Raw genomic sequence first — 19,373 nt, 5'->3', positions numbered from 1 at the left:
CGAGACCCCCCTTTTTCCAGGCGGCGATCGCCAAATCGCCCCAGCCCAATCTCCTCCCGCATGGCCCCTCCAAAAACCGACCCAAGCAGGGAATCAGTCTTTGCCGGCCTCGGCAACAAAGATGTGTGCATTCAATAGCCGGTGATCGGGCGTTTTTGTCACCGTAACCGGCGGATGTCCGCCGACGTGATGCCAGCGTCGAGGCATCAGTACCACACGACTTCGCCGTCCGCAGTGCATCTCCACGAAAGCCGCTCGACGGTCTTGGTACCAGTCCCGCCGAAGCCTTGGTGAAGACGGATCAGCATTGCTCGTCCGGCGTTGCTGCCGCGTCCATCGCATCCCTTACCCAACGTTCGTGACGATCGCGAAACGCCCCTCCGGATCGGGCATAGGGACGGGCGAAAAGGAACCATTGATTTGCCCGACGCGGCAAGGGGATTTTTGCCGGGAGAGAGCAGCTGTCGATAAATCTTTGGAACGATAGCGGGACAGCGCGGTTGGGCTGCGGCTCATCTCTGCTTTCCCGCCACTTCGGATCGCTTCCCACGCAGGACTCATATGCCATTAGAAGATGTGATTGAGGCCGACGACGTCTACAGCCCCGCTCGCGCCGTCTTTCGCAAGGCCGTCCATTTGGCCTCTTATCATTTCATTCTCACGCGAAGGCGGGCCACGACGACCCGGGTCGCCGGACTCGAGCTCGATGTGCCTCCAACCGTATTCCATCCGCGGTTTTTCCTGACCAGCGCATTCTTTGCGCGATTTCTGCAATCCCTCGACCTGAGCGGCAAGTCGGTCGTTGAGGTGGGCTGCGGGTCCGGAATACTGTCGCTTTCGGCGGCCAAGGCCGGCGCCAAATCGGTTCTTGCTCTGGACATAAATCGTGCGGCGGTTGAAGCGGCGAAGGTGAACGCCGTGAGGAACAATCTGCAGCAGGTGCTGTCGCTGCACTCGAACTTGTTTTCGGCTCTGCCGCCGACCCGCAAATTCGACGTGATCATTTGCAGCCCACCTTCTTTTTCCGGTGAGCCGCGTGACGATGCAGACAGGGCCTGGCATGCAGGACCGGGCTATCGCGACATTCTTCCGTTGTTCGACCAGGCAGCTCGACGGCTCAATCGTAGCGGCAAAATGTATCTGTTGATCTCATCGGATACGAACCGACGCTTGTTCGATCATCTTATCGATTCGGCAGGACTTGCTTGCAGAGAAGTGATGCGTCGCTCGATCTGGTTGGAGGCATTTCACATTCTTGAACTATCGCAGAGCTCGACACTCGCGGCCCGTGAATAGCCGGATCGTTGCACAAGGGGCAGCCCTTCTCATTGTCGACCGGAGATTCTGCAACGGCTTACGTTCCGTTATCCGCCGCCAGCCACAAGCCGGGAATGGCCGGTTCGTCGTCCTCTCGATTTTAAGCTGACCCGGTGTTTGCTGACTGTTCGCGGTCAGCGCAGGCTGGCGGCCGCGAGCCGTAGGATAGCCGCGCGACTGGCGGGTCGCCCCTCCCTTACTCTTCCTTCCGGTCGATGCCGGCCGAGAAAGGAGGAAGGAAGGCTGTTTCGGTTTACCCAACCGACGTTTAGGACGATGGCACGGCACTTCGTCGCATGGCGCGGCGTGCCAATGTCGTCCATAGGGCAAAGCCATCCGGAGGCATCTCTTGATCGTCGCTCTCGTCGCCGCTTTTGCTCTCGTTTACATCGCCATCGCTCTGGAGCACCCCATCGGCGTGACCAAAGCGGCGTCCGCGCTGATAGGAGCCGGGCTGCTCTGGACAATCTATGCGCTTTCGACCGGCGACCAGGACAACGTAGCGCATGAATTGACCGAAACCGTTGCCGTAACGGCACGGATCGTCTTTTTCCTCTTCGGCGCGATGACCATCGTCGAGGTGATCGATACCCACGATGGATTCGCGGTCGTGACCTCGCGAATCCGGCCGCGGAGCCTGGTGGGGCTCCTCTGGCTCATTGCTTTGGTGACGTTCGTTCTGAGTGCCATCCTCGATAACCTTACGACGACGATCGTGATGGTCTCACTCATCAGGAAGCTTCTGGATCGTCGGTCAGATCGCGTCATGTTTGCTTCGGTTGTGGTGATTGCAGCCAATGCCGGCGGAGCCTGGTCCCCGATGGGAGACGTTACGACGACGATGCTCTGGATCGGCGGGCAGGTCAGCGCGCTCGGAATTGTGTGGGCCTTGTTTCCGGCCTCGGCGGCCAACCTGCTCGTTCCGCTGGCCGTGGCCAGTCCTCAGTTTGCGGGCCGCTCGTTTTCTCAAGGACCGGAAAGCAGCGTCTCCACGACCCCGCCCTTCGAGCGCAATCTGATGTTCTTCCTCGGAATCGGCGTACTCGTACTCGTTCCCGCTTTCAAGCAATGGACCCATCTGCCGCCCTTCATGGGAATTCTGTTCGGACTCGGCATCCTGTGGCTGGCCGGAGAGTTGCTTCACAGGAAGCGCGGCAGCGAGCGGACAACGACAGTAGCGCATGCGCTCAGCCGCATTGACCACAGCTCCATCGTTTTTTTCCTCGGCATTTTATTTGCCGTTGCCACCCTGGAGCACGCCCAAATCCTTGCCGGTCTCGCAGACTGGCTCGATCGGACTGCGGGCAGGCAGGATGTCATTGTCATGTCGCTTGGTTTACTGAGTGCCATCGTCGACAATGTCCCGCTGGTCGCCGCGTCGATGAGCATGTACAGCTTGTCCCAATTTCCGACCGACAGCTTTGTTTGGGAGTTCATCGCCTATTGCGCCGGCACCGGCGGGTCGATCCTGATCATCGGTTCGGCGGCCGGCGTTGCCGCGATGGGCATCGAGGACATCAAGTTTGGCTGGTATCTGCGGCGCATCAGTTGGCTGGCGCTGCTTGGATACTTCGCGGGCGCCGCAGTGTATCTGGCACAACATCATTGGCTAAATTGACACGAGAAGCGCCCGCAGGATTTGCCGTTGGCGAGCGTATGTCCGTATCGACAGTTTGGCTGGCAACGGATCAATTGACGAAATCAAGGCTCTTCGGTGCGACGCCGGCGCTCCCAGCAAAAGCCGGCCAGCGGACCAGTCACAGCCCAGTCGGCTTTGGTGGCCGCACCGACAAGGCGGCCGATCGCCCGCCGATCCCCTAGTTGACGGTGGCGCGGACCTGCAGGAAGCGCAGGGTTTTTTGCGCCGTTGCAACCGACAGCCGATCATAGTCGTTCTTCGCCAGATTGATCACTTCCGGAGCAACCGGCTGCCCTTGCAGGCGGTTGCAGAGGATTGCTTCGACCGTTGCCCAGCCCAGACCCGCTGCCTTGCAGGGCACGAGCACGGCATCATTTCGAACACCTGTCAGGATTTCCGCAATGACATCTATCTTAGACGAAGTCAGAACGGCGATGCCGACGATGACCTGGGGCATTTGACCGGCGACGGCAAAGTCATGGATCGTCGTATCATTGAGACGGCCGGCGCTCTGCAGGCTTTGGATCGCCCTTTCGGCATTGGCGTACCTGGTATCCTTGCTGGCTCCGCCGATTGTCGTAGATATATTCAACAGGATTTGCGTCAGCTGCTCGCGCTGCGCGGGCGGTATCAGTGCAAGCAATCTTGCTTTCACCGCCTCTGTGGCCCGCGCCAGAAGGTCCCGCAGCAGGCGGACCGGAATATCGCGACGCGATCCGACTGCTTCCGACAGCATGTCGTCTCCGTCGGCCTTCTCGACCAGAGCGGCATAGCCGGTGTCCGAAAACCGCGCTCCAGTATTCTTGGCAAGGGTATGAAGCACCTGTTGATCGCCGCGCTCCACCAGGACGTCGGTGACAGCGGTCTCCAGGCTTTCCCGCCTCGAGATGGCAGCCAGATGCGCCTGGCCGCGCACCTGCGCGATCTCCGTCAGGTCAACCGTCGACAGGCGCTTCGAGCCGGTAAGCACCGGTCCTGCCACGGCAATGGCCTCATTCCAGGCGAGCCGCTTGATCGTCTCGGCTGGGGCATTATCGACGGGAGCAAGGCAACGGCCAAGCTCGGCCAGCGCCTGCGTTTCGATCCTGACCATCAGCCGGCACAAGACATCGTCGAAAACCTTGACCTGCTCGTCCGTCAACGAGCCTGACCCGGCGAGGAAAAGAGACGTGACCTGGCGAAGCTTGTTGACGCGAATTTCCGAAGAGCCGCTGCGAACGGCGGCTTCAAGTTCGGTGATGAGAGTTGCCTCGGGCTCGGTCTCAATTACAGACATTCTGTCGGTCCAGGTAAATTTCTTGAAATGATCTCGGCTCCGCGCCAAGGCGACGATCGAAAACTGCTGATGATTGGAAACCGCCAACGGTTAAATTCGTCAAAACACGGAACAATTTTACATCGAAAAATCTGTACTCCGTATTCACACGGGACCGCCGGTGCGATCCAAGCGGCAGTACGCGGGCAAACGGTACCCGGTTCAGGCATAAATTGCTTCGTTTGGCAGCACGGGCTGGCATGCCATCGATGAATTGTACCGCGCAATCCAGTCTTCAGCATGGCCCGGCTCTAGGGATCGCGCGAAGAGATAACCCTGTCCGATGTCGCAGCCGGCGCGCCGAACTCTTGCCAACACCTGCGGGTGATCGACGCCTTCGGCCACGACCTTCATGTTGAACGCCCGGGCGAGTGCGACCGAGGCGTCGATGATCTTCATCATGTCGGGATCGGCTTCGAAGCCTTTGACGAAGGACTGATCAATCTTGAGTTCATTGAAGGGAAGCCGCGCCAGCGCTGAGAGCGACGAGTAGCCGGTGCCAAAGTCGTCAATGGCGGCTCCGATGTTCTTGATCCGCAGTCTGACCAGGATGTCCATTGCCCGGTCGACGTCCGACATCGCAGTCCCTTCGGTAATTTCGGCGATCAGGGAATCGGCGGGCATGGCCTCCCGGCGCAAGATCTCCTCGATCCGCTCGGGCAAGGTCAGATCGGACATCAAGGAGGCTGCAATGTTGACCGCAATCGTAAAGCCTGGATGGCTTTCGACCAGCCTTCGGCCAGCCTTCATCGCCAGCGCGAGAATATGATAAGTCAGCTCGGGCATCACGCCGAAACGCTCGGCCACGGGAATGAAGACGTCAGGCGAAACCAGGCCAAGCTCGGCCGTCTGCCAGCGTGCCAGCGCCTCGGCTCCGACAACCTTGCCGGTGCCGAGATGAACCTTCGGCTGAAACTCGACAAAAAATTCTTCCCTCGCCAAACCAGCCGTGATCCGATCCCGCGTGAGTTCAATCGAAGGGGCATCGTTGTTCGTGGCACTCTCCGCTCTGCGCGGCAGATAAAGCGCCTCTTTCAGACGATCGAGATTGAGCGGCTTTGTGATGCATCCATTGAGCGAAAGCTTGAGTCCTTCCGCCACCCGCCTCGCCGAGTTCAGGATGCGCTCGTCGCAGGAACTGATGATGACGATGCGCATGGACCGCAGACCGAGATTGGCCACCAGCCGCAGCAACTCCACCCCGTCGTGCTCGCCGAGCGACAGATCAAGCGTCATGATATTGAAAGGCTGGTGCTGCAAGAGCGCGGCGGCCTCCTCGAAGGAGGAGGCGATCAGCGTCTGATAGCCAAGCTTCTCGCCGATTTTGCCGATCACGGTTCGCTGAACCAGATCCCCTTCGACGACGAGGAGCCGCCCCATCGATTCCGCGTTTTCACCAGCCATGGCCTTCATGACGCTATCTCCGTGTCTGGCATTGATCCTAGGCCAGACGGATGGACAACGCGTGAATGTGCGTTACCTAAAACTTTCGCTAATTGTGATGATTGATTTACTATAAACGCGCAGGCCCGGTGACATAGGCCCGTCAGCATTAACGATACCGAGTTGCGCCGCCTGAGCTGGGCTCGCCCGGGAGGGCAAACGAGAACGACAGGCAATCGTTGCACAAGAACCCTGTCACAGGTGCAGCGACATGGACGGGCATCGGTTGGGCATCTCTAGAGATGCGAGATGTTCGCCTTTAGGCTCAATCGCCCTGTCAGGGATCTTCAAGTCGATCTCGGCTCACCAGTGAAAGCGGACGCCGGATCAGTCACGGCTCACCGGTGCCGGGTCATTTGCCGGCTCTCGAAACCGCGCGCCACGGATGCGCTTCGCCTGCGGAGGGGGAATAACACGTCTCCGATTTGCTGCGCTGCGCACATCCGATGATCGGGGCGATATCCGGCCAGACCCGGCAATCAGCGGCACGTTTCGTCCCGGGCGACGAGGGGGTTCCTTCGTCTCTTTGGGAATTGCCGTCATCGTCGCGCCGTGCTTACGGTTTTGATGCCCGCAGCGATCACACCGGGCAACGCCCGCCAACGAACGTTCCGAGTTGATAGCCGTCTTCATGAAATGACCAACACCAGCATCGACACGACCGAGGAGCGAATTCCCGGCAGCGCAGGGAGGGCTTTGTCCCTGCGAAGGGCGATGCGATGGTTCACTAGCCTTGACGGCCATGATGTCGCCACCGTCATCCTCCTCGCCGCACTTGTGGTTCTCGCGTTCCTGACTTTCAGGGATTATGCGATCTCCAACGACGAGCCGGTGCAACATCACTACGGCGAACTGATCCTCCGCTACTATGCCAGCGGCTTTCATGATCGCAGCGTATTCAACTTCGAGAACCTTTACCTCTATGGCGGGCTGTTCGATATCATCGCCGTCGGCTTGAGCCACGTCCTCCCGCTCGATCCCTATGCCTTGCGCCACATTCTGTGCGCGCTGATCGGCGTCAGCGGGATCGGTGCTGCCGCGCTCACCGCGCGCCTGATCGCGGGCCCGCGCGCCGGCTTGATCGCCGCAATCGCCTTGAGCGTCTGCGGCGCCTGGTACGGCACGATGTTCAATCACACAAAGGACATCCCCTTTGCAGCAGCCATGACGGGCGCGATGCTGGTCCTGATCCGAATCGCCCATGCTCTGCCAAGGCCCCGCGCCGGCGATGTCGCGGCCTTCGGCCTGTTGGCCGGAGCGGCGCTTGGGATGCGAAGCCTGGGTCTTTTGCTCTTGATCTATGTCGGCCTTGCGATTGCCCTTTACTTGCCGCGGCCATTTTACTTGCCGCGGTCATGGCTCGATCGCGCGGGCCGGCGCTTTGTCGTTGAATCATCGCTGCGAATAGCGCCGGGACTTCTCCTCGCCTATGCCGTCATGATCCTGGCTTGGCCGTGGGCGGCCTTGGCGCCGCTCAATCCGATCCGGGGCCTGTTCGCGTTCTCGCAATTTCACTACGACATCCGAACCGTCCTCGACGGCAAGATCTACGAGATGGCGCATGTGCCGCGGCTCTACGTACCGACTTACATTCTGATCCGCGTACCGGTGTTGATGCTGTTTGGTGCGATGCTAGGCCTGGTCCTTGCGCTGAGATCAAGCCTGGCGGCCGTTTCCGCGCAAGCACGGCACAGAGATATCGTCCTGATCGGGATGGCGGTGATCTTTCCGCTGGCGTGCCAGGTGATCTGGGACGGGCCGGCCTTCACCGGACTTCGCCATTTCCTGTTCGTGATTCCCGCACTGGCGGTGATTGCGGGCATTGGCCTCGATGCAGCGGTGACGGCGCTCGCGACGCGCAGTCGCGTGTTGGCTCTCGCATGCCTCGCCGCCATCAGCGCCGGCTTCGCGTGGAACGCGGCGACCCTGGTCGAGCTTCACCCATATGAATATCTCTTCTACAACCCGCTCGTGGGAGGGCTGCAGGGCGCCTCGCGGCGCTACGTGACGGACTACTGGTTTGCCAGCATGCCCGAAGCGATTCATCAGCTCGAGGCCTATGTTCGGCATACGGGTCACGCCGGCCTGGACGGCAAGCCGCCGGTCTATGCGGTGGCGGTGTGCGGCGAACGGCTCGCATTCGAAAAGGCGGTGAGGCTGCCGGAGCTGCACTTTGCGCCGCGATGGGACCGCTATCAGTTCTTCATCGCACCGACCCACATGAATTGCGACCGCGCGCTGGACGGCAAGGTCGTCGGCACAGTGAAGCGGCTCGGCGTCGTCATCGCCACCATCAAGGACCACCGGGCGCTCACCGGGCCCGTGGCGTCGGCCACGCGATAGATTCCGCGATAGCCTAGCTTCCCTGAACAGCCTCTCTCAGAATGAACACGTAAGATGCCGTGATGACGCCGGAGGCAATGAGCAGCCCGGCTTCCGCGCCGTGGACCTTTGCTGGAACGTAAATTGACGCGACCCAAATAAACAAACGGACCACCAGCGCGAAGCCCACCATTCCCCAGAGGCCCATGGCGCTCGAGGCGTACCATGTCGGCCTGCCATCGAGGCCCCATTGCATCGCAATTCGATCGGTCCTGATCCGGGAACGGAAATGGAGATTACATGCGGCCATCAACACGACGCAGGGCCAAAATACGAGGTCGGCATTCAGCATAACGTCTCCCCTCAAATACGAGATCAAGACCGGGAATTTGAATGGTTCAGCCCGCCAGGCTGCCGCCAGTTAAAGCTCGTATAGGTTGATGTTCCATAAATTACAGCTCAGAATGTTCAGCCGCCGGCTTTCCGACTGCTCGGCTGTTTGTTGAAGCCTGCCGCATGCCTACGCTAGAACCGTGCCGGTGGAGGCGGATCGGAATTGATGCGGGTGGCGGTGGTGGAGCGGTTGCAGCAATTCCTCTCACGGGAATCCAGCGGCGTCCGCATGGGCTATACACTGGCGATTGCGGGCCACGTCATGGTTGCCTTGCTTTTTATATTCGGAGCCTTCGAGCGGATCGAGCCGGCTTCGGCCGTCGTCACTGTCCCGGTTGGAATCGTGATGGACACGCCGGCCGCGCAGGCTCCCTCGTCCCCGGCTTCGGAACCGAACGAGCAGAATCCTGCGCCAGGCCTTCCGCCCGTGTCCGATGCGGACAAGAAGGCCAAGGCGCCGCTTGAAGCACAGGACGTCAATGGCGCCGACCTGCCAAAGCAACAGGGACGCGACGGCGGCGACCCCAGGTCGGATCCTGCCGGGGTTCCTCAGCAGCCGCCCGATGGCGACCTCGCCTCCGGCGCCGCATCCCCATCGTCCCAGGCGCAGCGCGTTGCGCCCATGGGCCCCGCGCCACCGCAGACGACGGCAAGCCAACCGGGCGAGGACGAGTTGACGGCGCTGAAGGAAGAGAAGCTCGAATGCGGCCGCAAGGCGAAGCGACCGTCACTATCGGCGGCGATCCGGCACGAGGCGAGGGTGATAGGATTCGCCACTGAGGCTCAGGGGCTGGCCATCATCCGATCCAGCCAATTGATACTGGATAGGCATGTCAATCCGCACTATCTGACAAGCCCGCAAGTCTGGGCAGAAACGCCCGACGGCGCCGTCAAGTTCGTGGTAGCGCTTCCTGGCGGATTCAGGGTGAACGAGGGCGATGTGATTGAAGTCGATCAGGGCTACGTCGATCCATCCGATCCCTGTCACTACATTCCGAATGTTGCCGTCGGCAAGCCTTGATGCGGCGTGCCGCCACGTAATCAAGGCTGCTCTTCTTCCGCCTCGATCAGCGCGCGCTGCCCGGCCGCTGTGATATCATAGTGGATGCTGCCGGTCGGCAAATCTTCGGTCTCGACAAGACCGAGTTCGACGAGACGGCAGACCAGATTGTGGTCGAACAGCGGAGGGCTGTCCCACGGTTCGGCCGACAGCCGCCTGAGAAACTCCAGTTCGATCGCGGTGAGTTGCATCGGAGCGCCTCATGGACGCCGGCGAACAATATGAACCAATGCCGCCCACGGCTGGCTGGTTCCGGCCGATTCAGGACGTCGTCTGGCGAGTGGGATCGGCGGGCTCGGTCGCCGCCATCGCGGTGAGTTTCCTGGACGCGAGCGAGCGGCCCTCGAGCCTCGCCTCGTACTTCAATGCGAGATCGAGCAGACGCCGCTTGGTAAATGCGTCGGCCCTGCCGGCGATGAGCCGGCACCGCTCGGCCATTTCCTTCAAGTCCTCGGGTTTCATGGCTTTTCCGCCGTTGCCGGTTGACCCCTTCTATGGACCTCGCATCGCGCGTCAAGCTTGGCGTTGGGCCTATGGTTAAGCGCGCCGCGCCGAATAGCCCTCCCAAGGCTGCCCCTTGTGCCGCCGCATCAGGAACATCAGCTATCCCGGCTGGTTGTCGCCACGATGGGCGGAGTTTTATCCAGCGCGACGCGATTAGATGCGATTGCCGGGGAGATCAGGCCGATGAGAACAATGACCGTTGCGCTGGCGCTCGCAATGTCGCTGGCGCTTTGCACCGCGGAGCGCCCCGCAAGCGCTCAAGCGGGCATCGTTGCCAGCAGCCGCATCCCTCCGCCACGCAGGAATTGCGGTCCGTCCTGGGTGCCCGACTACTTTATCGTTCCGAGATACTGCTACAACCCGCGGGATGACCGGGTCGATACCAGTCCCAACGCCAAGCCGGTGGCGCCGGCCCTCAACGATTATGGCGGAACTGGCGGAAGCGGCTGGTGAGATTGCGCGCGCGGCTCGTCATCGGGTCGCGGGTCGCGCCAGGCGCCGGCGTCGCGTCCTGCGATCCGCCAGTAAACGAGCCCCGCAACCATGCCTGCGCTCGTCATCGCACTCAGAACCGCGAAGTTGAAAGCCAGGCCGTCGTACCTGACCAGATAGACTGTGCACCCGATCAGAACGGCGACCCCGAGCAGCACATAAGCAAATACGGCCCGGACTGAAAAATGTTCGGCGAGTGCGACGACGGTCACGGCCGGCAGCAGCGAGATACCGGCCATTTTCAAGAAAGTCCAAGCCGCCGAGCCGATCACTGGCGCCAGCATTGGACCGTACGCGATGCGCAGCACGAGGACGTATCCGCACAGCGGCATGATTCCCGCTACCACCGCAGCGGCGACATAGCCCAATATAATCTTGAGCAGACGGCTCGCGGGCGGCACACGGTTCATGGTTGACGGTATCCCTCTTGGTCGGCAGCCGCGCATGACAACGTTGATTGCATCATGCCGAACGGAATGCCGACAGCCGATCGGGTGTCCGTAGCTGCTTTCGCTGCTCAAGCCAATGACATGTTCGCAGTGCAGCGCAGGACTCGCGGGTCTCATCATGGCGCCATCAGCGCGGCCCGGCCCGCAGACCGGAATAGCCCCGTAGTCCGACATCATGACGCCCGGCCCGCAATCGCAAGAGCTGACGCAAGTGAGAACGGCCGCCGAGTTCGATGGTCCGGTAGGTGAACGCAGCCATCAATAGCGTCGTACCCACCATGCCGACGAACAGGCTGACAGAGGTCACGTAGGGAAGATCGGCAGGATTTTGGATGCCTCCGCTCGCAAGAATCCTGGTCGTGACAAATTGCACGAAGCCGTGAGTCAGATAAAGCGAATAGGAAATATTGCCGAGCCAGACCAGCGGGGCCGCATTCAGGATAGATGCAGCGCGTCCGGCGTTCATCACCGCGGCCAGGATCACGGCCGGGAATGCGATGACGACGAGCAAGTCCGGCGTACCGAAATGCAGGAGAAGCACAATACCGCAAGTGACGGCGGCAAACGCAACGTCCCGCCTCAGCCAATCCGGCCACGACGATTAGAGCAGCGCGCCCACAATGAACTCCGGCAGGCAGCGCAGCAGCGTAATCGGGCCGTCCCATTGGTTGAAGTCGCCGTGTCCGAGATAGGCGAGCAGGCACAGGCAGGAAAGGGCCATGCCGGCGAACAACAGCCTCCCGGGTTTGTCCGCCAGCGCAATCAACGGAAGCAGGAGCGGAAACAGAAAATACGCCAGAAACTCCACACTGATCGACCACGAGGGATAATTCCACGCCAGATCGCCGGCATCGAGGCCTTGCAGCATGAAAACATTGGCCACGAGTGCCGTCAGCGACCGCGGACCTTGCAGCGGTATCGGCTCGAGTTTGCCTGCGGTGATGTAGCCGTAAGCGATGAAGGCAAGCGCCGCGAACAGAAACAGCAACAGGTTAAACAGGTGCAACGGATATAGCCGCGCGATCCTCGCGCTGATGAAATTCCAATAATCCGTCGCTTGAAGCGCCTCCTCCGAAGCAAAGGTTTTCCAGTATACGTGGCTCAGTACAAAGCCGCTGAGCATGAAAAACATGTCGACGGCGAGATAGCCCTTGTTGAAGATGTCGCTGAACTGCTCCGGATGAAAGGCGAAATAGACGACGCCGTAGTGGAAGCAGATGACCCAGACGGCTGCTATTCCGCGCAGCGGGGTCAGAGACGGAAGCTCCTGAGTTCGCATTCATATGTCCGGCGGTTCACCTCATCTTGTGAATGACAAAGCTCGGTGATGCTGATCGTTTCACCGTCGGCAGGCGGAGCCGGAACCAGCGCATGCAGACAAGGCATGGAACTTTTCCCGCGCCTTGACTTGGCCGATGAAAGCTCCCGGCATCAGGCGGCGACGCATTCCGGACGACGCGAGCGAAATACCGGCATCGGCCCGGATCATCTTCAGGCTGGCGGTCGGATTCGAATGTGGGTGTCCGACCTTGAACGGTGCAAGGCTACGCGGTTCAGCGCCTGAACCGGGCTTGCTCGGCGCCTTGCGGCACATTGGAATACCAGTGGCGAGGGCTCACGCCGAGCGCCGCGCCACAACTTCACCAATCTACCACTTCCCTTCTGATCGGGAACTAATACCATGATCGCAATTGCGCCAAAAACGGCGCGTGGTCTAATCGGCCAGATTCAAAGCCAAAGTCCGGGGAGGACACATGTCGACAGTCAAACTGACGGTAAACGGCAGGGCGGTCTCGGCCGACGTCGAGGACCGCACGCTTCTGGTCCATCTCCTGCGCGATCACCTGAACCTGACGGGCACCCACGTCGGCTGCGATACCAGCCAGTGCGGCGCCTGTACGGTTCACGTCGATGGCCGCGCGGTAAAATCCTGCACCATGCTGGCCGCCCAGGCGGCAGGCTCCAGCGTCACCACGATCGAAGGCATTGCCAAGGGCGACGAGCTGCACCCGATGCAGGCCGCCTTTCGCGACAATCACGGCCTGCAATGCGGGTTCTGCACGCCCGGCATGATCATGTCGGCGATCGACATCGTGCATCGCTATGGCGGCAAGCTCGACGAAGCAACCGTCCGCCACGAACTCGAAGGCAATATCTGCCGCTGCACCGGCTACCACAACATCGTCAAGGCGGTGCTGGATGCCGCCTCCCGCATGAAGGTCGCCCAGGCGGCCGAATAAGATCCGTTCGTCACCAGAAAGCAGACCGCCGCGTTCGACGGAATTGGCGGGACCAAAACTCCGATAGGGAGAACAGGACCATGGGTGTTGAAGGTATTGGCGCCAGCGTCGTGCGCAAGGAAGACAAGCGCTTCATTACCGGCAAGGGGCGTTACGTCGACGATATCAAGCTGGTGGGGATGACGTTCGCCCAATTTGTCCGCAGCCCGCACGCTCATGCCAAGGTCAAGGGCATCGATAGCTCCGAGGCGATGAAGATGCCGGGAGTGATCGCCGTTCTGACCGGGCAACAGCTCGTGGATGACAAGGTCGGTAACTTGATCTGCGGCTGGGCCATCACCTCCAAGGACGGCTCGCCAATGAAGATGGGTGCATGGCCGGCGATGGCGCCGGAGACGGTGCGCTTCGTCGGACAGGCGGTTGCGGTCGTGATCGCCGAAACCAAGAACCAGGCGCGCGACGCGGCGGAAGCCGTCGTCGTCACTTACGAAGAACTGCCGGCCGTTCCCGATGTCCGCGCCGCGATCAAGCCCGGCGCGCCGCAGCTGCATCCCGAAGCCCCCGGCAATGTCGTCTACGACTGGGCGCTCGGCGACGAGGCCGCGGTCAATGCCGCCTTTGCCAAGGCCGCCAACGTGGTGAGCCTCGAGCTCGCCAACAACCGCCTGGTTCCGAATGCGATGGAGCCGCGCTCGGCGATCGCCGATTACGATGCCGCCGAAGAGCACTTCACCCTGTACACCACCTCGCAGAACCCGCATGTCGCGCGTCTCGTGCTGTCGGCGTTCTACAACATCGCGCCGGAACACAAACTGCGGGTGATCGCGCCCGATGTCGGCGGCGGCTTCGGCTCGAAAATCTACATCTATCCCGAAGAGATGGTCTGCCTGTGGGCGTCGAAGAAGACAGGCCGCCCCATCAAATGGACCGGCGACCGCTCGGAATCGTTTTTGACCGACGCGCATGGCCGCGACCACGTTTCGAAAGCCGAAATGGCGTTCGACAAGGACAACAAGATCCTGGGCCTGCGGGTGAAGACCCATGCCAATTTCGGCGCCTATATGTCGCTGTTCTCCTCGGCCGTGCCGACTTATCTGTACGCCACCTTGCTGTCGGGACAGTATGTCATTCCGGCGATCTATGCCGAGGTGATGGGCGTCTACACCAACACCGTACCGGTCGATGCCTATCGCGGGGCCGGGCGGCCCGAAGCGAGTTATCTGCTCGAACGCATGATGGAAACCGCGGCGCGGCAACTCAAGGTCGACCCGACCGAACTGCGGAAGAAGAACTTCATCACCCAGTTCCCCTACCAGACGCCGGTCATCATGGCCTACGACGCCGGCGACTTCCACGCCTCGCTCGATGCGGCGAAGAAAGCCATCGACTATGAAGGCTTCCCGGCGCGCAAGGCCAAGGCGAAAACCGAAGGCAAGCTGCGCGGCATCGGCGTCTCCTGCTACATCGAGGCCTGCGGCATCGCGCCCTCGAAAGCGGTCGGCAGCCTCGGCGCCGGCGTCGGCCTGTGGGAATCCGCCGAGATCCGCGTCAACCCCGTCGGCACCATCGAAGTCCTCACCGGCGCGCACAGCCACGGCCAGAGTCACGAGACGACGTTCGCACAATTGATCTCGGAACGCCTCGGCGTTCCGATCAGCCAGGTGTCGATCGTGCACGGCGACACCGACAAGGTGCAGTTCGGCATGGGCACCTATGGCTCGCGGTCGCTTGCGGTCGGCGGCAGCGCGATCGTCAAGGCGATGGAGAAGGTCGAGTCGAAAGCCAAGAAGATCGCCGCGCACCTGCTTGAGGCCTCCGAAGGCGACATCGTCATCGAGAACGGCGAGTTCAAGGTAACCGGCACCGACAAATCGCTCGCTCTGCCGATGGTGGCGCTCGCTGCTTACACCGCGCACAACCTGCCGGAGGGCATGGAGCCCGGACTGAAAGAGACCGCGTTCTATGATCCGACCAACTTCACCTTCCCCGCCGGCGCCTACATCTGCGAACTCGAGGTCGATCCCGGAACCGGCAAGACGACCTTCGTCAACTTCGTGGCGGCCGACGATTTCGGCCGGCTGATCAACCCGATGGTCGTCGAAGGCCAGGTCCATGGCGGCCTCGCGCAGGGCATCGGCCAGGCACTGCTGGAAGGTGCGGTGTATGACGAGAACGGGCAACTCGTGACGGCATCGTTCATGGATTACACCATGCCGCGCGCCGACGACCTGCCGTCGTTCAAGCTGTCGCACACCACGACGCTGTGTCCGGGTAACCCGCTCGGCGTCAAGGGCTGCGGCGAAGCGGGGGCGATCGGCGCCTCGGCCGCCGTGATCAACGCGATCACCGATGCGATCGGCAACAACAAACTGGAAATGCCGGCGACGCCCGACCGCGTCTGGCATGTGATCCACGGCAAGGCCGCGTAAGGAGACGACAGATGTATTCAACCACCTATCATCGCCCTTCCTCGGTTGACGAAGCGGTTGCCCTGTTCGGCAAGGGCAAGGAGGCCAAGTATCTCGCGGGCGGACAGACGCTGATTCCGGTGATGAAGCAGCGGCTCGCCTCGCCGTCCGATGTGATCGATCTCGCCAGGATCAAGGAGCTGGTCGGCGTTGATGTCGGCGGCGACACGGTTACGATCAAGGCCGCGACGCCGCATTACGACGTCGCATCGAACGCCGCGTTGCAGAAGGCGCTTCCCGCGCTGGCGCATCTCGCCTCCCAGATCGGCGATCCGGCCGTGCGCCATCGCGGCACCATCGGCGGCTCGCTGGCCAACAACGATCCTGCCGCCGACTACCCCAGCGCGGTGCTCGCTCTGGGAGCCACCATCAAGACCAACAAGCGCTCGATCGCGGCCGACGACTTCTTCAAGGGATTGTTTGCGACCGCGCTGGAAGATGGCGAGATCATCACGGCTGTCGTCTTCCCGGTTCCGGCCAAAGCAGGCTACGCCAAATTCCCGCACCCGGCCTCGCGCTTCGCGCTGACCGGCGTCTTTGTCGCCAAAACAAAATCCGGCGACGTCCGCGTCGCCGCCACCGGGGCCTCGCAGAGCGGCGTGATGCGCGTGGCCGCGATCGAGACCGCGCTGAAGGCGAACTGGAGCCCCGGTGCGCTGGCAAACGTTACGATACCCGCCAGCGGCCTGATGAGCGATCTTCATGGCTCGGCTGACTACCGCGCCAACCTGATCAAGGTGATGGCCGAACGCGCGGTGACGGCGGCGGGGTAAGCTTCGGCCGCCAGCATTACTTCCCCGAGGCGAGGAATCCGCTCAGCGTGCGGGCGACCTCGCCGGGAAACTGATCGACAAAGAAATGCCCGCCCGGAAGTGACGCCTGTTTTGGATCTCTGATCCGCTTGCGCCACTCCGCCGGAATATCGAACAGCTGCGCCATCTGTCCGGTCGAGCCATAGAAAACCAGACTCGGACATTCGACGCGGCGGCCGATGTCGGACGCATCGTGTTCGAGATCGATCGACGCCGCCGCGCGATAATCCGAGCACGACCCGTGGATCATCGCGGGGTCGCGCCAGGAGCGGCGGTAATCCGCGAGCATCTCGGGATCGAAATCCGAGATCCTGGTCGCACCCCACCCGACAAGACAGGTCTCGTAGAAGAAATCCGGATCGTTGCCGATCAGCCGTTCCGGGAAGGGCTCGGGCTGCGAGAGGAAATACCAGTGCCAGTAGGAGCCCGCGACCTTGCGGTTGGTCTCCATGAACATGGCCCAGGTCGGCACAATGTCCATCACGGTGAGGCTTAGGACAGCATCGGGATGATCGAGCGCCAGCCGATGGGCCGTGCGGCCGCCGCGATCATGCCCGACCAGGTGAAAGCGCTCGAAGCCGAGCGCGCGCATCAGCGCGAGCTGGTCGGCAGCCATCGCGCGGAAGGAATAGTTCGACTTGTCGGGAAGGCAGCGCGGCTTGGCGGAGTCGCCATAACCCCGCAGGTCGGCGCAGACGACCGTGTAGGCCGTAGCCAGCCTCGGGGCCACCCGCGCCCACATCGCCTTGTTCTGCGGAAAACCGTGGAGCAGCAGAACGGGCGGCCCCGATCCGCCGACCACGCACGAAATCTCGACGCCGCCGATGCCGACGGTTCGGCTGGAAAAGCCTTCAAACATGCCTCTGCTCCTGCTTCGCCCGCACGCGCTTGAGAAACTTGGCCGCGTCGACGATGGCGCGTTCATGAGTTCCCTCGCCGATCAGTCCCGCCTCATCGGAACATCGAACCAGAAAGCTGAGCTTTCGGCCCTCGATTGTCCTGAGTTCGACATCCGCGGTCACGGTCATTCCGACCGGCGTCGCAGCTACGTGGCTGACGTCGATATGCGTGCCGACCGTCTTGAATTCCACCGGCAGCGCGGAGCGCAGCAACTCGATGCAGGCCCACTCGATGAACCCGACCATGAATGCCGTGGCAAAGACCGGCGGCATCGAGGTGAACCCGGTGAAGGTGCCCGATAGCGCCGGCACGGTAAGACGCTCATCGACCCGCAGCCGCAATTGATGCCGGGCTCCGACGATCAGCCCTTCGGCTTCCTGTGACATGTCGGCTCGAGCTTGGGAGGCTGATGTAGACCGATCAATGGGATGTCTGGGCCACGATCTTCACGGGGCACCCCATCCTTCCGGGCGCAAGACGGTCGGACGATCAGGTCCCGCCAGCGCATCGCGCAGCTCTTCCTGGATCGACGCAATATCGGCCTTGCTCCGCGGCAGGTCACGCGCGGGCAATCGCTTCTCGAAGGCAATGGTTGCCGGGCGATGGCTGAGGAAGAACAGATGGTCGGCAAGCTCGACAGCTTCCGCCAGGCCATGCGTGACGCAGAGCGTGGTGATCCTCTCCCGCCGCGTCAGTGCGCCGAGTTCCTCGCGTAACCGCGACGAAGTCGCCTCATCAAGCGAGACGAAGGGCTCGTCCAGCAACAGCAGCGTGGGCCGCACCGCGAAGGCGCGCGCGATCGCCACGCGCCGCGCGAGCCCGAGCGAAAGCTCGCCGGGATAGTGCGCCATGTGAGCGCCGAGGCCGAGCGTCTCGACCAGCGGTCCGAGATCGGCGTCTGCTTTCCCGGCCGGGAGCACCAGGCGGATATTTTCCTCGACGGTGCGCCACGGCAATAAACGCGGCTCCTGAAATACGATGCCGAGCCGTTGTGATGGCGGGATGCGGCGCGTCCCTCTGAAATCGCAATCGAGCCCGGCGGCGATGCGCAACAGCGTGGTCTTGCCGCAGCCGGACGGCCCCATCAGGGCGCCAAACGTACCGGCCGTCAGCCTCAGCGTCAGACCGCGGATCACCTCGATTGGATTTCCGTCGGCAGAGGGGAACGTCTTGCTGTCGATACGAAGCTCAAGCGCGTCTTCGCCAGCGTTGGGCTCGTCTTTCAATTGGCTGCACCAGAAGGTTTTCAATCGTCAGCATCACTGCGATGAACGTTAACGCATAGGCGAGTATCCTGGTCAAATCGAACAGGGAAAAGGCCGAGCCGAGCACGAATCCGACGCCATTCGGGCGCCCGATCAGTTCCGCCACCAGCACGATCTTCCAGGCGATCGAAAGGCCGGAGCGCGATGCCGCGGCGAAATAAGGCACGAGCTGCGGAATGAGCACGTGGCGCAGGCGGACGCTGCCGGTCAGACGGAATGCCTGCGCCATTTCGTCCAGTTCCGGATCGAGCGAGCGGGCGCCCTCGCGCACCACGACGACCACGTTCGGCAGCTTGTTCAGCGCGACCGCGAGAATCGCCGCGGTTTCGGTCAGCCCGATCCAGATATAGGCGAAGATGATGGTCACCAGCGCCGGCAGGTTGAGCAGCACGACCAGCCACGGATCGCCGTATCGATCCGCCGTCTTCCAGCGGCCCATGGCAAAGCCGGCGAGCGAGCCCAGCACCAGCGCGATCGCGAACGACACGATGACCCGCGCCAGCGTGACGCCCATCTGGTACGGCAGCTCTCCATTGGCCGTCTCGGTAACGATCTCGGACGCAACCGCCAGCGGACCCGGCAGCATCCGCGAATGGGCGAGCGCGGCCGCAACGGCCCAGACGGCGAGGAGGGCGATGATCGACAGGAGGCGCGCCAACTCTGTTTCCCCAAGTAAAGGACGATTCTCTTCGTCCCTGGCCGATGATCCATCAGAACCGCGGCCTCCGCACTTCATCGGAAGTCGTATGCGTCG

The 19,373-nt window shown here is 61.8% G+C and carries 18 protein-coding genes and 1 pseudogene; 8 read left to right on the top strand and 11 right to left on the bottom strand.

Annotation, left to right across the window (positions count from 1 at the left end; genetic code table 11):
- The first annotated feature begins 561 nt into the window (after positions 1-561).
- Together NEZ08_RS18190 and nhaD are read left to right on the top strand one after the other, a co-directional pair.
- The gene (locus NEZ08_RS18190; RefSeq protein ID WP_298109801.1) at positions 562-1,296 is read left to right on the top strand and encodes a class I SAM-dependent methyltransferase; all 735 of its coding nucleotides are present in this window, start codon (positions 562-564) and stop codon (positions 1,294-1,296) included.
- A 370-nt stretch (positions 1,297-1,666) separates the two neighbouring features.
- Complete coding sequence (gene nhaD / locus NEZ08_RS18185) at positions 1,667-2,935, top strand: sodium:proton antiporter NhaD (protein WP_298109799.1); 1,269 nt, start codon at positions 1,667-1,669, stop codon at positions 2,933-2,935.
- A gap of 199 nt (positions 2,936-3,134) precedes the next feature.
- On the opposite strand, the gene NEZ08_RS18180 is transcribed toward nhaD, so the two are convergent.
- Entirely contained in the window at positions 3,135-4,232 is a 1,098-nt protein-coding gene (locus NEZ08_RS18180; RefSeq protein WP_298109797.1) for a DUF2336 domain-containing protein, read from the bottom strand.
- A 201-nt stretch (positions 4,233-4,433) separates the two neighbouring features.
- Positions 4,434-5,684, bottom strand: coding sequence for an EAL domain-containing protein (locus tag NEZ08_RS18175; RefSeq protein WP_298109795.1), 1,251 nt, complete (start codon positions 5,682-5,684; stop codon positions 4,434-4,436).
- A 744-nt stretch (positions 5,685-6,428) separates the two neighbouring features.
- Between NEZ08_RS18175 and NEZ08_RS18170 the strand changes: the two genes are divergently transcribed.
- Positions 6,429-8,057: a glycosyltransferase family 39 protein gene (locus NEZ08_RS18170; RefSeq protein ID WP_298109793.1), complete on the top strand. Its 1,629-nt coding sequence runs from the start codon at positions 6,429-6,431 to the stop codon at positions 8,055-8,057.
- Positions 8,058-8,070: 13 nt separating this feature from the next.
- Here NEZ08_RS18170 and NEZ08_RS18165 read toward each other — a convergent pair whose 3' ends face one another.
- A complete protein-coding gene (locus NEZ08_RS18165) occupies positions 8,071-8,388 on the bottom strand; it encodes a hypothetical protein (RefSeq protein ID WP_298109790.1) in 318 nt (105 codons plus the stop codon).
- A 207-nt stretch (positions 8,389-8,595) separates the two neighbouring features.
- Here NEZ08_RS18165 and NEZ08_RS18160 point away from each other — a divergent pair, with 207 nt between their 5' ends.
- Positions 8,596-9,450, top strand: a complete 855-nt coding sequence (locus tag NEZ08_RS18160) for a hypothetical protein (protein WP_298109787.1) — start codon at positions 8,596-8,598, stop codon at positions 9,448-9,450.
- A 20-nt stretch (positions 9,451-9,470) separates the two neighbouring features.
- Here the strand turns inward: NEZ08_RS18160 and NEZ08_RS18155 are convergent, their stop codons facing one another.
- A complete protein-coding gene (locus NEZ08_RS18155; RefSeq protein WP_298109785.1) occupies positions 9,471-9,680 on the bottom strand; it encodes a hypothetical protein in 210 nt (69 codons plus the stop codon).
- A gap of 70 nt (positions 9,681-9,750) precedes the next feature.
- Positions 9,751-9,951, bottom strand: coding sequence for a hypothetical protein (locus tag NEZ08_RS18150; protein ID WP_298109783.1), 201 nt, complete (start codon positions 9,949-9,951; stop codon positions 9,751-9,753).
- Positions 9,952-10,176: 225 nt separating this feature from the next.
- Here NEZ08_RS18150 and NEZ08_RS18145 point away from each other — a divergent pair, with 225 nt between their 5' ends.
- Entirely contained in the window at positions 10,177-10,446 is a 270-nt protein-coding gene (locus NEZ08_RS18145) for a hypothetical protein (RefSeq protein ID WP_298109780.1), read from the top strand.
- On the opposite strand, the gene NEZ08_RS18140 is transcribed toward NEZ08_RS18145, so the two are convergent.
- Positions 10,416-10,895 carry a hypothetical protein gene (locus tag NEZ08_RS18140; RefSeq protein WP_298109777.1) on the bottom strand — a complete coding sequence of 160 codons (480 nt, stop codon included), beginning with the start codon at positions 10,893-10,895 and terminating at the stop codon, positions 10,416-10,418. The two genes, NEZ08_RS18145 and NEZ08_RS18140, sit on opposite strands and share 31 nt — an antisense overlap.
- Before the next feature lie 166 nt (positions 10,896-11,061).
- Positions 11,062-12,213: pseudogene (locus tag NEZ08_RS25815) on the bottom strand (acyltransferase family protein).
- 475 nt (positions 12,214-12,688) lie between these two features.
- On the opposite strand from NEZ08_RS25815, the gene NEZ08_RS18125 reads away from it, so the two are divergent.
- From NEZ08_RS18125 to NEZ08_RS18115, 3 genes are all read left to right on the top strand, one after another.
- Positions 12,689-13,174, top strand: a complete 486-nt coding sequence (locus tag NEZ08_RS18125; RefSeq protein WP_298109768.1) for a (2Fe-2S)-binding protein — start codon at positions 12,689-12,691, stop codon at positions 13,172-13,174.
- 80 nt (positions 13,175-13,254) lie between these two features.
- The gene (locus tag NEZ08_RS18120) at positions 13,255-15,603 is read left to right on the top strand and encodes a xanthine dehydrogenase family protein molybdopterin-binding subunit (protein WP_298109765.1); all 2,349 of its coding nucleotides are present in this window, start codon (positions 13,255-13,257) and stop codon (positions 15,601-15,603) included.
- Between the two features lie 11 nt (positions 15,604-15,614).
- Positions 15,615-16,415, top strand: coding sequence for a xanthine dehydrogenase family protein subunit M (locus NEZ08_RS18115; RefSeq protein WP_298109762.1), 801 nt, complete (start codon positions 15,615-15,617; stop codon positions 16,413-16,415).
- Between the two features lie 16 nt (positions 16,416-16,431).
- Here NEZ08_RS18115 and NEZ08_RS18110 read toward each other — a convergent pair whose 3' ends face one another.
- The 4 genes from NEZ08_RS18110 to NEZ08_RS18095 are packed head-to-tail and all read right to left on the bottom strand — an operon-like array spanning position 16,432 to position 19,277.
- Complete coding sequence (locus NEZ08_RS18110; RefSeq protein ID WP_298109760.1) at positions 16,432-17,313, bottom strand: alpha/beta fold hydrolase; 882 nt, start codon at positions 17,311-17,313, stop codon at positions 16,432-16,434.
- On the bottom strand, positions 17,306-17,740 hold the full coding sequence (locus NEZ08_RS18105) for a thioesterase family protein (RefSeq protein WP_298109757.1): 435 nt from the start codon (positions 17,738-17,740) through the stop codon (positions 17,306-17,308). The genes NEZ08_RS18110 and NEZ08_RS18105 overlap by 8 nt, the downstream gene beginning before the upstream one ends.
- A 60-nt stretch (positions 17,741-17,800) precedes the next feature.
- On the bottom strand, positions 17,801-18,580 hold the full coding sequence (locus NEZ08_RS18100; protein ID WP_298109755.1) for an ABC transporter ATP-binding protein: 780 nt from the start codon (positions 18,578-18,580) through the stop codon (positions 17,801-17,803).
- Positions 18,543-19,277: an ABC transporter permease gene (locus tag NEZ08_RS18095; RefSeq protein WP_298109753.1), complete on the bottom strand. Its 735-nt coding sequence runs from the start codon at positions 19,275-19,277 to the stop codon at positions 18,543-18,545. The genes NEZ08_RS18100 and NEZ08_RS18095 overlap by 38 nt, the downstream gene beginning before the upstream one ends.
- Positions 19,278-19,373: the final 96 nt, after the last annotated feature.

Origin of the sequence: Bradyrhizobium sp., assembly GCF_027451485.1 — a bacterium.
In the GTDB taxonomy this organism is placed as follows: domain Bacteria; phylum Pseudomonadota; class Alphaproteobacteria; order Rhizobiales; family Xanthobacteraceae; genus Bradyrhizobium.
Note: the sequence above shows the minus strand (reverse complement) of the source record. Positions and strands in the feature narration are given on the sequence as shown.

Bases quoted from the DNA above. Each gene is read 5' to 3' on its own strand.
- NEZ08_RS18190 (WP_298109801.1), top strand. From the start codon at position 562: ATGCCATTAGAAGATGTGATTGAGGCCGACGACGTCTACAGCCCCGCT.
- NEZ08_RS18180 (WP_298109797.1), bottom strand. From the start codon at position 4,232: ATGTCTGTAATTGAGACCGAGCCCGAGGCAACTCTCATCACCGAACTT.
- NEZ08_RS18175 (WP_298109795.1), bottom strand. From the start codon at position 5,684: ATGAAGGCCATGGCTGGTGAAAACGCGGAATCGATGGGGCGGCTCCTC.
- NEZ08_RS18170 (WP_298109793.1), top strand. From the start codon at position 6,429: ATGCGATGGTTCACTAGCCTTGACGGCCATGATGTCGCCACCGTCATC.
- NEZ08_RS18165 (WP_298109790.1), bottom strand. From the start codon at position 8,388: ATGCTGAATGCCGACCTCGTATTTTGGCCCTGCGTCGTGTTGATGGCC.
- NEZ08_RS18160 (WP_298109787.1), top strand. From the start codon at position 8,596: ATGCGGGTGGCGGTGGTGGAGCGGTTGCAGCAATTCCTCTCACGGGAA.
- NEZ08_RS18155 (WP_298109785.1), bottom strand. From the start codon at position 9,680: ATGCAACTCACCGCGATCGAACTGGAGTTTCTCAGGCGGCTGTCGGCC.
- NEZ08_RS18150 (WP_298109783.1), bottom strand. From the start codon at position 9,951: ATGAAACCCGAGGACTTGAAGGAAATGGCCGAGCGGTGCCGGCTCATC.
- NEZ08_RS18145 (WP_298109780.1), top strand. From the start codon at position 10,177: ATGAGAACAATGACCGTTGCGCTGGCGCTCGCAATGTCGCTGGCGCTT.
- NEZ08_RS18140 (WP_298109777.1), bottom strand. From the start codon at position 10,895: ATGAACCGTGTGCCGCCCGCGAGCCGTCTGCTCAAGATTATATTGGGC.
- NEZ08_RS18125 (WP_298109768.1), top strand. From the start codon at position 12,689: ATGTCGACAGTCAAACTGACGGTAAACGGCAGGGCGGTCTCGGCCGAC.
- NEZ08_RS18120 (WP_298109765.1), top strand. From the start codon at position 13,255: ATGGGTGTTGAAGGTATTGGCGCCAGCGTCGTGCGCAAGGAAGACAAG.
- NEZ08_RS18115 (WP_298109762.1), top strand. From the start codon at position 15,615: ATGTATTCAACCACCTATCATCGCCCTTCCTCGGTTGACGAAGCGGTT.
- NEZ08_RS18110 (WP_298109760.1), bottom strand. From the start codon at position 17,313: ATGTTTGAAGGCTTTTCCAGCCGAACCGTCGGCATCGGCGGCGTCGAG.
- NEZ08_RS18105 (WP_298109757.1), bottom strand. From the start codon at position 17,740: ATGTCACAGGAAGCCGAAGGGCTGATCGTCGGAGCCCGGCATCAATTG.